Annotated in this window: 11 protein-coding genes; all 11 read left to right on the top strand. The window is 68.7% G+C overall.

Annotated features, from left to right (window positions below; all coding sequences use genetic code 11):
• Window positions 1–64 precede the first annotated feature (64 nt).
• Window positions 65–1,105 carry a TRAP transporter substrate-binding protein gene (locus ACN0RJ_RS20020; protein ID WP_417722134.1) on the top strand — a complete coding sequence of 347 codons (1,041 nt, stop codon included), beginning with the start codon at window positions 65–67 and terminating at the stop codon, window positions 1,103–1,105.
• A gap of 66 nt (window positions 1,106–1,171) precedes the next feature.
• Window positions 1,172–1,750, top strand: a complete 579-nt coding sequence (locus ACN0RJ_RS20015; RefSeq protein ID WP_417725434.1) for a TRAP transporter small permease — start codon at window positions 1,172–1,174, stop codon at window positions 1,748–1,750.
• The gene (locus ACN0RJ_RS20010; RefSeq protein ID WP_417722132.1) at window positions 1,747–3,243 is read left to right on the top strand and encodes a TRAP transporter large permease; all 1,497 of its coding nucleotides are present in this window, start codon (window positions 1,747–1,749) and stop codon (window positions 3,241–3,243) included. The genes ACN0RJ_RS20015 and ACN0RJ_RS20010 overlap by 4 nt, the downstream gene beginning before the upstream one ends.
• A gap of 56 nt (window positions 3,244–3,299) precedes the next feature.
• Window positions 3,300–4,070: a crotonase/enoyl-CoA hydratase family protein gene (locus tag ACN0RJ_RS20005; protein ID WP_417725433.1), complete on the top strand. Its 771-nt coding sequence runs from the start codon at window positions 3,300–3,302 to the stop codon at window positions 4,068–4,070.
• Window positions 4,071–4,089: 19 nt separating this feature from the next.
• A complete protein-coding gene (locus ACN0RJ_RS20000; protein WP_417722130.1) occupies window positions 4,090–4,557 on the top strand; it encodes a MarR family winged helix-turn-helix transcriptional regulator in 468 nt (155 codons plus the stop codon).
• Complete coding sequence (locus ACN0RJ_RS19995) at window positions 4,554–6,371, top strand: feruloyl-CoA synthase (protein ID WP_417725432.1); 1,818 nt, start codon at window positions 4,554–4,556, stop codon at window positions 6,369–6,371. Before ACN0RJ_RS20000 ends, ACN0RJ_RS19995 begins: the two co-directional genes overlap by 4 nt.
• An 84-nt stretch (window positions 6,372–6,455) precedes the next feature.
• Window positions 6,456–7,328: an amidohydrolase family protein gene (locus tag ACN0RJ_RS19990; protein ID WP_417725431.1), complete on the top strand. Its 873-nt coding sequence runs from the start codon at window positions 6,456–6,458 to the stop codon at window positions 7,326–7,328.
• Window positions 7,329–7,332: 4 nt separating this feature from the next.
• Window positions 7,333–8,898, top strand: a complete 1,566-nt coding sequence (locus ACN0RJ_RS19985) for an acyl-CoA dehydrogenase family protein (RefSeq protein WP_417725430.1) — start codon at window positions 7,333–7,335, stop codon at window positions 8,896–8,898.
• A 102-nt stretch (window positions 8,899–9,000) separates the two neighbouring features.
• Entirely contained in the window at window positions 9,001–9,597 is a 597-nt protein-coding gene (locus ACN0RJ_RS19980) for a TetR/AcrR family transcriptional regulator (RefSeq protein ID WP_417725429.1), read from the top strand.
• A 112-nt stretch (window positions 9,598–9,709) separates the two neighbouring features.
• A complete protein-coding gene (locus ACN0RJ_RS19975; RefSeq protein WP_417725428.1) occupies window positions 9,710–10,960 on the top strand; it encodes a ribulose-bisphosphate carboxylase large subunit family protein in 1,251 nt (416 codons plus the stop codon).
• A complete protein-coding gene (locus ACN0RJ_RS19970) occupies window positions 10,957–12,309 on the top strand; it encodes a four-carbon acid sugar kinase family protein (RefSeq protein WP_417725427.1) in 1,353 nt (450 codons plus the stop codon). The genes ACN0RJ_RS19975 and ACN0RJ_RS19970 overlap by 4 nt, the downstream gene beginning before the upstream one ends.
• Window positions 12,310–12,312 lie beyond the last annotated feature (3 nt).

Below are 12,312 nucleotides of genomic sequence, written 5' to 3'. Positions count from 1 at the left end.
ACTGTTCCGCACAGTTCCGGCAATGACACGACCGGGGCGGCATACTGATCAACGGGAGGATGACATGATCAGCAAACGTACACTGATGAAGGCTCTGGGGGGAACCGCCCTCGCGACCCTGCTGGCGACGGGCGCGGCCCAGGCGGCCGAGGTGACCCTTCGCATGCACCAGTTCCTGCCCGCGCAGGCCAACGTGCCCAAGAACATCCTGATGCCCTGGGCCGAGAAGATCATGGAAGAATCCGACGGTCGGATCGAGATCCAGCACTACCCGGCGATGCAGCTCGGCGGCACCCCGCCCGAGCTGATCGACCAGGTGATCGACGGCGTCGCGGACATCGTCTGGACCCTGCCGGGCTACACGCCGGGCCGCTTCCCGCATACCGAGGTCTTCGAGCTTCCCTTCATGATGACCGATGCGGGCGCGATGTCCGCCGCCTATTACGAACTGGCGCAGGAGATCATGTTCGACGACGATTTCAAGGACGTGAAGGTGCTCGGCACCTGGGTGCACGGTCCGGGCGTCATCCATTCCAAGGAGCCGATCGAGACCGTCGCGGATCTGAACGGCGTCAAGCTGCGCGCCCCGACCCGCGTCACCAACAAGATGTTCGAGACGCTCGGCGCCACGCCCATCGGCCTGCCGGTCCCCGGCATCCCCGAGGCGCTGTCCAAGGGCGTGGTCGATGCCACGGTGATCCCGTGGGAAGTGACGGGCGCACTCAAGGTCGCGGAACTGGTGCACAACCACACCGAATTCCCCGGCCCGGCGCTTTATGCCGCCACCTTCGTCTTTGCGATGAACAAGGACAAGTGGGACAGCCTGCCCGACGACCTGAAGGAGATCATCGACCGCAACTCCGGCGCGGCCTTCTCGGAATTCGCCGGTGCGCAGATGCAGCGCGACGATGCGGGCCCGCGCGAGATCGCGGTCGACCTCGGCAACAACATCATCGAGCTGACCGAGGAGCAGGCCGCCGAATGGCAGGCCGCCGCCGCCCCGACGGTCGACAGCTGGATCGAGGAGATGGCCGCCAAGGACATCGACGGCCAGGCGCTGATCGACAAGGCCAAGGCCCTGATCGAAAAGCATTCCGCCATGTGATTGCCGGTCGGGCCGGGACAGTCCCGGCCCGATTTCCGCACCAGGACGCAAGGGGCCGAGGAAGATATGCTTTCCCTCGTCACGAGAACTGCACGCCTGATGGCGCTGCTCGGCGGTGTCGTACTGACCGCGCTTGTCGTGCTGACCTGCGTCAGCGTGCTGGGGCGGGGCATGAACACGCTCGGTCACAGCGACCTCGTGTCCGGGTTTGCGCCCGGCGTCGCGGCCGCGCTGACGGGGTTCGGTCCGGTCAGGGGCGATTACGAGATCGTCGAGGCCGGGATCGCCTTTGCCATCTTCGCCTTCCTGCCGATCTGCCAGCTTCTGGCCGCCCACGCCACGGTCGACGTCTTCACCAGCCTGCTGCCGGCGCGCGCGAACGCCTGGCTCATCGCCTTCTGGGAGGTGGTGCTGGCCGTGGTGGTGATCGTCATCGCCTGGCGCCTGATCGACGGCGCGCTGACCATGCAATCGCGCGGCCAGACGACCTTTCTTCTGCAATTCCCCGTCTGGTGGGCCTATGGGCTGTCTTCGGTCGCCGCTCTCGTCGCGGCGCTGGTGTCGGTCTACTGCGCCGTCGGGCGGGTGATGGAGCCCCTGACCGGGCGCGCCTGGCTGCCCGGATCGGAAGGAGCGAACCATTGAGCCCGCTCGAACTCGGATTCTGGTCCTTCCCGGTCCTGCTGGTGATGATCTTCCTGCGGGCGCCGATCGGCCTTGCCATGTTCCTCGCGGGGATCGGCGGGCTCTGGGCGGTGACGGGAACGCCGGACATCTTTCTCGCCAAGCTGAAATCGGAAACCTACACGACCTTCGGCAGCTATTCCCTGAGCATCATCCCGATGTTCCTGCTGATGGGGCAGTTCGCCACGCTCTCGGGCATGTCGGCAGCGCTGTTCAAGGCGGCGGAAAGCTGGCTGGGGCATCGCAAGGGCGGGGTCGCCATGGCGGCGGTCGGCGCCTGCGCGGGGTTCGGCGCGATCTGCGGAAGCTCGCTGGCGACGGCCGCCACGATGTCGCGCGTCGCGCTGCCGGAACTGCGCCGCTACGGCTACTCGGGGGGCTTCTCCACCGCCACCCTGGCCGCCGGGGGGACGCTGGGCATCCTGATCCCGCCGTCGGTGATCCTGGTGATCTACGCCATCCTGACCGAACAGAACATCGCCAAACTGTTCCTCGCCGCCTTCATCCCCGGCATCCTCGCCGCCGTGGGCTACATCGTCACCATTTCGCTCTACGTGCGCCGGAACCCGGCGGCGGCGGGCACCCGCGAGCCGGTGCCCTATGCGGAACGGCTTCAGGCCCTCGTCAATGTCTGGCCGGTGCTGCTGGTCTTCGGACTGGTGGTCGGGGGCATCTACCTCGGCTGGTTCACCCCGACCGAGGGCGCCGCGGTCGGCGCGGCGGGCACCGGGCTGCTGGCGCTGCTGTCGGGCAACATGAGCTGGGCGGTGTTCAAGGAAAGCATCGTCGCGACCGCCCTGTCGACCGCGATGATCTTCTTCATCGTGCTGGGGGCCGGGCTCTACAATTCCTTCCTCGCGCTCACCCAGGTGCCGCAGGAGCTGTCGTCCTGGGTCGTCGGGCAGGGCTACAGCCCCTGGACGGTGCTGGCGCTGATCCTGGTCTTCTACCTGATCTTCGGCTGCCTCATGGACAGCCTGTCGATGATCCTGCTCACGATCCCGATCTTCTACCCGGTGATCTCGGTGATGGATTTCGGCATGGTCAACCTTGCCGCCATGCAGGCCGATGCCGCGCAGGCCGTCCTTGCCCTCGGGGTGCCGGAGGGCATGGGGGCCGAAATGCTCGAAGGCATAAGACAGGCCATCGCCGGGGGGGCCGAACTCGGCCGCGACCAGATGCAGGCGCTCGGCATCCGTGTCACCGGCGCCATGGCCGACCGGATCGAGACCGAATACGTCGCCATCTGGTTCGGCATCCTCGTGCTGATCGTGGTCGAGGTCGGCCTCATCACGCCGCCGGTGGGCATGAACCTGTTCATCATCAACGCGATGGACCGCGAAACCCCCATGACCGAGACCTACAAGGCGGTCATGTGGTTCGTCTCGTCGGACATCGTCCGCGTCATCCTCCTCGTCCTGTTCCCGCCGATCACGCTGTTCCTGCTCTACTAGGGCCGCAGCCGCCCGGGCGGGACCGGGGCACGACTGAATAGATATGGGATATAACCATGACCGACTCCGACATGCTCCGGATCGACCGCCATGACGACATCGCGATCCTCGCCATGACCCGTCCGGACAAGCGCAATGCCATGTGCGACCAGTTGCTCGACGAGATCGACGCCTTCTTCTCGGCTCCGCCCGAGGGGGTGAAGGTCGCCGTGCTGACCGGGACGGCGGGGCACTACTGTTCGGGCCTCGACCTGTCGGAACACAAGGCGCGGGACGCCGAGGGCACGATGCGCCACTCGCGCGGCTGGCACCAGGTGATGGACCGCATCCAGTTCGGCGGGCTGCCGGTGGTGTCGGCCATGTACGGCGCGGTGATCGGGGGCGGGCTGGAACTTGCCTGCGCGACGCATGTGCGCATCGCCGAACCCTCGACCATCTTCCAACTGCCGGAGGGGCGGCGGGGGATCTTCGTCGGCGGCGGCGCCTCGGTCCGGGTGGGGCGCATCCTCGGGGCAGACCGCATGATCGAGATGATGCTGACCGGGCGCAAGTACTCCGCGGAAGAGGGGCTGGCGCTGGGCCTGACCCACTACGCGGCGGGCGAGGGCGAGGCGCTGTCCATGGCGCTGGACCTGGCGGGCAAGATCGCCCGCAACGCGCCGCTGTCGAACTACATCATGATCCAGGCGCTGGCACGGATCGAGGACATGTCCAAGGCCGACGGCCTGTTCACCGAGAGCCTCTGCGCCGCGCTGACCCAGACCAGCCCGGACGCGGTCGAGGGGCTTGCCGCCTTTCTCGAAAAACGCGCGCCGCGCTTCCGCTGACAACACGAAGGTGCCGGCCATGACCGACGACATCCAGCCTCATCACATCGCCGACGACACGCTGGCCGGGCTCGTGGGCTACCGGTTGCGGCGGGCATCGAACGCCATCCAGGGGGATCTGTCCGAGACCCTGAAGCCGTTCGAGTTGCGGATGATCACCTTCACCGCGCTGGTCCTGATCCGGGACAACGCCGGGCTGTCCCAATCCCGGCTGGCGGCCGCGATGGATGTCGAGCGTCCGAACCTCGTGGTGATCGTGGACGAGCTCGAGAACCGCGACCTCATCACCCGAGAGCGGGTGCCGACCGACCGGCGCACCTATGCGCTGAACACCACGCCGGCCGGGGAAACGCTCTGCGCCGAGGCGCTGGAGGCCGTGAAGGCGCATGAAGTCAGGATGCTCGCGGGGGTGGAGGACGGGACGCAGGCCGTTCTGGTCGCGGCCCTGGCGCGGATCATCGGCAATCGCCGGGGAGGGGACGAATGAAACGCACGACGCAGTACCTGCCGCACGAGGTGATCCGCGAGGATCGCGCCGACGGGACCATCCTCTTGCGGTCGGCGCACGGGCTGGGGCCGGTGGCCGATCGCACGGGCGACTGGCTGCACCGCTGGGCGGCCGAGGCACCGGAGAGGGTCTTTCTCGCCGAACGCCACGGCGCCGGCTGGCGCGAGGAAAGCTATGCCGCGGTGCTGGAGCAGGTGCGCGCCATCGCGTCGGCGCTGCTGTCGCGCGGGATGGGGGCGCAGACGCCGATCATGGTGATCAGCGGCAACGGCGTCGATCACGGTCTTCTGGCGCTGGCCGCGCAATACGTCGGTGTGCCGATCGTGCCCGTGGCCGAGCAATATGCCCTGATCCACGGCGCCCACAACCGGCTGGTCCATGCGGTCGAACTCATCCGCCCCGCGATGGTCTACACCGTCGATGCGGAACTCTATGCCGAGGCGCTGGCCCTGCCCGCGATGGCGGGGATCGAGATCGTTGCCAGCCGCACCGGCGGACGCAGCGACCTTACCGCCTTTGCGGATCTGCTGAAGGGGGACGGCGCGGCCGATGTCGAGGCCGCCCGCGCCCTCGTCGGACCAGATACCGTGGGCAAGATTCTGATGACCTCCGGCTCGACCTCGGAGCCGAAGGGGGTGCTGACCACGCAGCGGATGATGTGCGTGAACCAGGCCCAGCTCGCCGCGACGCTGCCGTTCCTGACGGTACGGCCGCCGCGCCTCGTCGACTGGCTTCCCTGGAACCACGTCTTCGGCGGATCGCACAATTTCAACATGATGCTCGCGAACGGCGGCTCGCTCTACATCGACGACGGAAAGCCGGTGAAGGGGCTGTTCTCGCGCACGCTGGAAAACCTCGGGATGGTCACGGGGACGTTGTGTTTCAACGTGCCGGTCGGGTTCGCCATGCTGCACGCCGCGCTGCGCGAGGATGCCGCGCTGCGCCGGCGGTTCTTCGAGGAACTGGACCTGGTGTTCTACGCCGGCGCCTCGCTGCCGCAGGAGATCTGGCAGGGGTTCGAGGCGATGGCGATGGAGGTCAAGGGCGAAGTGCCGCTGATGACCTCGTCCTGGGGGCTGACCGAAACCGCCCCGGCCTGCATCCTCCAGCAGGAGCCGACCGACCGCTCCGGCGTGGTCGGCGTGCCGGTGCCGGGGGTGACGGCCAAGCTGATCCCCGATGCCGACGGGCGCTGCGAGGTGCGGGTGCGCGGACCCAACGTCATGCCCGGCTACCTGAACGACCCGGAACGCACCGCCGCCGCATTCGACGCAGAGGGCTACCTCGTCACCGGAGACGCGATGGTGTTCGTCGATCCGGCGGACCCGTCGCGCGGGTTGCGGTTCGACGGGCGGATCTCGGAGGATTTCAAGCTGCTCACCGGCACCTGGGTCCGGGCCGGGCAGTTGCGGATGGACATGCTGGCCTGTCTCGCGCCGCTCGCCGCGGACCTGGTCGTCACCGGCGCCGACCGCGATGGGATCGGCGTGATGATCTTTCCCGACCGCGGCGCGCTCGAACGCGCGGGGTATTCGGCTGAGGAGGACGGCGGTGCATTGTCCTGCCCGCGCCTCGTCGAGGAGCTCCGCCGCCGCCTGGCCGAGCGCGCGCGTGCCGCGTCGGGCAGTTCCACCCGCGTGGAGCGCGCGATCCTCTGCGCCGCGCCGCCCTCGATGCCGGACGGGGAGATGACCGCGAAGGGAAATCTCAACGTGCGCCGGGTGCTCGACCGCCGCGCCGACCTGCTCGCCCGGTTGCATGGCGAGGGCGACCCCTGCGTGATCCGGGTCTGAGCCCGCCGCCCGGACCACGCATTCTCGACAAAGATACGCGCCCGCCCCGAGGGTGCCACCTGCCAGACCCCGAAAGGACCGAACATGGTCGATCTCTCCAAAGTCCGCGCCATCGACATCCACACCCATGCCGAAGAGCCCTGCGGCTGCCATCCCGACGACGGCTACGACGATCTGCAAAGCACCATGGCAAAGTATTTCCGCGCCCCGTGGAGCCATCCCCCCACCATCCCGGAAACCGCCGCCCACTACCGCGAACAGAACATCGCCGCCGTGATCTTCCCCGTCGACAGCGAACGCGAGACCGGCTACCGCCGCTACCGCAACGAGGAGGTGGCGCAACTTGCCGCCGAGAATGACGATGTCCTGATCCCCTTCGCCTCCATCGACCCCTGGAAGGGCAAGATGGGCGTCCGCGAGGCCCGCCGCCTGATCCGCGACTTCGGCATCAAGGGGTTCAAGTTCCACCCCACCATGCAGGGCTTCTACCCCAACGACCGCATGGCCTATCCGCTCTACGAGGCCATCGCCGAAGAGGGGGGCATCGCGCTGTTCCACACCGGCCAGACCGGCGTCGGTTCGGGCATGCCCGGCGGGAACGGCATGCGGCTGAAGTATTCCAACCCGATGTACATGGACGACGTGGCCGTCGACTTTCCCGAGATGAAGATCATCCTCGCCCATCCCTCCTTTCCCTGGCAGGAGGAGGCGCTGGCCGTCGCGCAGCACAAGCCCAACGTCTACATCGACCTCTCGGGATGGTCGCCGAAGTATTTCCCCGAAATCCTCGTGCGCTACTGCAACTCGATCCTGCGCAAGAAGGTGCTCTTCGGCTCCGACTGGCCGATGATCACCCCGGAGCGCTGGCTGTCGGATTTCGAGGGCATCGCCATCAAGGACGAACTGCGCCAGGACATCCTCAAGAACAACGCCGCGCGGCTGCTCGGGCTGGCCTGAGACGATGACCCCCTTTGCCGCCCCGCTCGACGACATGCTGTTCTGCCTGGAGGCGGTCGGCCGGCCCGGGGGGCTTCCGGGCTGGGACGGCAGCCTCGCCACCGAGATTGCCCGCCATTTCGCCAGCTTCGCCGAGGGCGAGATCGCGCCGCTCGACGCGCCGGGCGACCGTCAGGGCGCGCGTCTGGTCGACGGACGGGTGCGCATGCCCGACGGCTTCGCCACGGTGTACCGGGCGCTCGCCGGTCAGGGCTGGCAGGGGCTGACCGCGCCCGAAGCCCTCGGCGGGCAGGGCGCGGGGCCGCTGGTCGGCGCCCTCACCTCCGAGATCTTCTCGGGCGCGAACCAGTCGCTGCAGATGATCACCGGGCTGGTGCCCGGCGCGGTGCGGACCCTGCTGGCCTTCGGCAGCGCCGAGCAGCAGGCCCGTCTGATCCCGCCGCTGGTTTCGGGGGCCTGGCTGTCGACCATGTGCCTGACCGAGCCGGAGGCCGGATCGGACCTGTCGCGGATCCGCACGCGCGCGGTGAGGGAGGGTGACGGCTGGCGCATCGAGGGGGAAAAGATCTTCATCTCCGGCGGCGATCAGGACCTGAGCGAGGGCATCCTGCATCTCGTCCTTGCCCGCACCTCGGATGCGGGTGTGAAGGGGCTGTCGCTCTTTGCCTGCACCGGGCGCGAGGGCATCGCCGTCCCCCGGATCGAGGACAAGATGGGCCTTCATGCCTCGCCCACCTGCCAGATGCGCTTTTCCGGCGCCCCGGCCGAGCTGATCGGCCCCGAGGGTGACGGGTTGCGGGCGATGTTCACCATGATGAACCACGCCCGGCTCGACGTGGCGCTGCAGGGGGTCGCCCATGCCGCGCGCGCCGCCGACGTGGCGCGGCGCTACGCGGCGGAGCGCCGGCAGGGGCGCGGCCCGGACGGGGCGGAGGCGTCGCTCGACACTCATGGCGACGTGCGCCGCATGATCGACTGCGCCGACGCGCTGGCGATGGGCGCGCGCGGGATCGCGCATCTTGCCTTCGTGACGATGGAGCGCGGAGAGGCCGCCGCGCTGGTCGATTTCCTCACCCCGCTAGCCAAGGTCCATTGCACCGAAGCCGGGATCGAGGCCGCGGGCCTCGGGATGCAGGTGCTGGGCGGCTACGGGTATCTCAGGGAATACCGGCTGGAGCAGACCTGTCGGGACGTGCGGGTCACGGCGATCTACGAGGGGACCAACGGCATCCACGAACGCGCGCTTGCGACGCGCCTGCTCGGCGGTGCCCCCGGCGCGGCCTTTTCGGCCTTTCTCGCCGCGGAGCCGGGCGCGGGGATCGTCGCGCCCCGCGCGGTCTGGGAGGCGGCGCGCAGCTCCGTCGCGGCGCGGGCGGATGCCGCGGACCTTGCCCACGATCTGGTGCAGATCGCCCGGCAGGCGCTGTTGTCCGTGGTCTGGACCCGCATGGCCGATGCCGCCGGCTCCCACCCCCGGCCCGAAAGGATCCGCCGTCTTGCCGCCGCCGCGCTCCGGGAGACGGCGATCATGGCGCGCAGCCATGCCCTGCGCTCGGGCCTGTCGGGCTGAGGCCCGATGTCCACAAGTGCCGACCGGCCGGTCGGATCTGTCTTGATTTTCACCGGAGCTTCACGCTTTTGAGAGACAAGGGCGGACAGGAAGGGCGGGCACATGGTCAGGACCATCGCACGGGATCACGGCGAAAAGCGGCAACACATCCTGCGCACGGCGGCGCGGGTCTTTGCCGAGCAGGGCTATGACCGCGCCTCGATGAACCATGTCGCGCAGGAATGCGGCGTCTCCAAGGCCAACATCTACCATTATTACGACAGCAAGGATGCGCTGCTGCTCGACCTGTTGCAGGGCCATCTCACCGCCCTGCGCGACCGCGTCGCGGCGGTGCCGCTGGCCGGTCTCGAACCGGAGGAACGGCTGCACCTGATCCTGAGGGAGATCCTGCTGGCCCAGCAGGGCGGAGAGGACGAGCACAAGATCCTGCTGACCGGCCTCGCCCTGATCGGGGCCGAGGAACAGAAGGCCCTGCGCCAGTTGCAGCGCGAGGTGGTGGACCAGGTGTCGGCCGTCCTGCGCGACCTCGCGCCCGAATCACTCGGCACCGACCGGGCCAAGCTGCGGGCGGTGACCATGTCGGTCTTCGGGATGCTGAACTGGTACGCCATGTGGAAGCCGAACGCGGGCGCGGGCGCGCGCGAAACCTATGCGCGGCTGGTCACCGACTTTGCGCTCGGCGGGGTGCGCGGGATCTGATCCGGCGGCTTTCGGCCACGCCTCGCCCGTGCCGGAGATTGGGGCTGGCCATGGGCGGCGTTCTCGTCTATCAACTGGTATGATGAGTTTACCAGATTCGTGGGGGGGGGACATGTCAGACCGTATCGAGGCCGATTATCTGCTCGAAACGCCGGGCGCGCCGGAAGCGACGGCCGAGGCGATGGCGGGGGAGCAATCCTCGGGCACCTTCGTGGCCGTTCCGGGCGAAACGCCGGAATTGCGCGAACGCTCCGCTGCGCGGGTCGAGCGGGTCGAAACCCTCGGCGAGGTCGACACGCCCTCGCTCCCCGGACGCCACGCGCCGGGCACGCGCTGCACGCAGGCCCGCATCACCCTGTCCTGGCCGCTGGGCAATACCGGGCCGGATCTTCCGAACCTGATGGCGACGGTGGCGGGCAACCTCTTCGAACTGAAGCAGGTCGCGGGGCTGCGCCTGCAGGACATCCGCCTGCCGCAGGCGTTTTCCGCCGCCTACCCGGGGCCGAAGTTCGGTATTTCCGGGACCCGCGACATGGCGGGGGTGGCCGAGGGCCCGATCATCGGCACCATCGTCAAGCCCTCCATCGGCTTCGACGCGGACCAGACGGCCGCCGTTGCGGCGGATCTGGCGGCGGCTGGGATCGATTTCATCAAGGATGACGAGTTGCAGGCGAACGGGCCCAACTGTCCCTTCGACGACCGCGCCCGCGCGGTGATGAAGGTCCTCGACGAACATGCCAACCGGACCGGCAAGAAGGTGATGTACGCCTTCAACCTGACCGGAGAGGTCGACGAGATGCGCCGCCGTCACGATCTGGTGCGCGATCTCGGGGGGACCTGCGTCATGGTCTCGCTGAACTCCGTGGGTCTGTCCGGGTTCCTCGGCCTTTCGCGGCATTCCGAATTGCCGATCCATGCCCATCGCAACGGCTGGGGCTACCTGTCGCGCGCCGCGATGCTGGGCTGGGATTACCCGGCCTGGTCGAAATTCTGGCGCCTCGCCGGGGCCGACCACATGCATGTGAACGGACTGGGCAACAAGTTCTCGGAGTCTGACGAAAGCGTCATGCGCTCGGCCAGATCGCTGCTGGAACCGATGTTCGCCGACAAGCCCTGCATCCCGATGCCGGTGTTTTCTTCGGGCCAGTCCGCGGTTCAGCCGCCCGAAACCTATCGCCAACTCGGCCGCGCCGATTGCATCTACGCCGCCGGGGGCGGGATCATGGCGCATCCGGACGGCCCCGCGGCGGGCGTGCAGTCGCTGCGCGACGCCTGGGACGCGGCCATCGCGGGCATCCCGGCGCAGACCTATGCGGCGGATCACCCGGCGCTTGGCGCGGCACTTCGGGCCTACGCGAAATGACCTTGCCCGACGGCCCGCTGGTCGCCTGGCTGGGGGACGATTTCACCGGCTCCGCCGCGGTGATGGAGGCGCTCGCCTTTGCCGGTGTTCCGGCGGTGCTGTTCCTCGACGTGCCGACCCCCGGCCAGCTTGCGCATTTCCCCGAGGCGCGCGGCATCGGCATCGCCACAACCGCCCGCTCGCACGGGCCGGAGTGGATGGAGGAGCATCTGCCCGCGCCCTTCGAGTGGCTTGTCGGCACCGGCGCGAAGGTGGTGCATTACAAGGTCTGCTCGACCTTCGATTCCGCCCCGCATGTGGGCTCCATCGGCAAGGCGGCGGAGATCGGCGCGCCGATGATCGGCGGCAACTGGATTCCCTGCCTCGTCGCCGCGCCGAACATGCGGCGCTACCAGGCTTTCGGCAATCTGTTTGCCGGGGCGCCGCAGGGCACCTTCCGGCTGGACCGGCATCCGGTGATGGCACGCCACCCGGTGACCCCGATGGACGAGGCCGATCTCGCCCGGCACCTGGCAAGGCAGACGGACCGGCGGACCGCCTGTCTCGATATCGAGGCGCTGGAGGGCGACCCGCAGGCGGCGCTTGCCGCGCTGATCGGGGAGGGGGCCGGGATCGTCACGCTGGACGCGATGACCGCGCGGCACATGGAGATCAACGGCGGCCTGATCTGGAACGGCGACGAGCGCATCTTTGCCATCGGTTCGCAGGGGGTCGAATACGCGCTGATCGCGCATTGGCGCGCGGCGGGATTGCTGGAGGCCGAGGACCTGACCGAGGGCGTCGGCCCGGTGCGGCGGATGCTGGCGGTCTCGGGCTCCGTATCGCCCACCACGGCCAGCCAGATCGACTGGGCCGAGGCGAACGGCTTTGCGCCCATCGACCTCGATGCCGCCGCCGTGGCCTGCGGGGACGGCAGGGCCGAAGACGCGGCGATCGCGGCGGCGCTGGCCGCTCTGGGGCAGGGGCGCGACCCGCTGATCCACACGGCGCGGGGGCCGGACGATCCGGCGGTGGAGCGGCTGCGCGCGGCGGTCCAGGCGGCCGGCGTCGTCCCGGACGAAGCCAACGCGCGGATCGGCGCGGCGCTGGGCCGGGTGCTCGCCCGGCTGCTGCGCGAGACGGGCATCCGCAGGGCGGTGATCTCCGGGGGGGACACCTCCGGCCACGCCTCGCGGCAACTCGGGCTTTATGCCTTCACGGCGCTGGCCCCCACGATCCCCGGAGCGGCGCTCCTTCAGGCGCATTCCGAGGACAAGGCTTTCGACGGGCTGCAATTGGCGCTGAAGGGCGGCCAGATGGGCAGCGCGGATTATTTCGGATGGATCAAACGCGGCGGTGGTGCCGCATGAAAG

The sequence above is a fragment of the Salipiger sp. genome (assembly GCF_048261495.1).
Classification (GTDB): Bacteria; Pseudomonadota; Alphaproteobacteria; order Rhodobacterales; family Rhodobacteraceae; genus Salipiger.
This window is presented reverse-complemented; position numbering and strand designations above follow the sequence as displayed.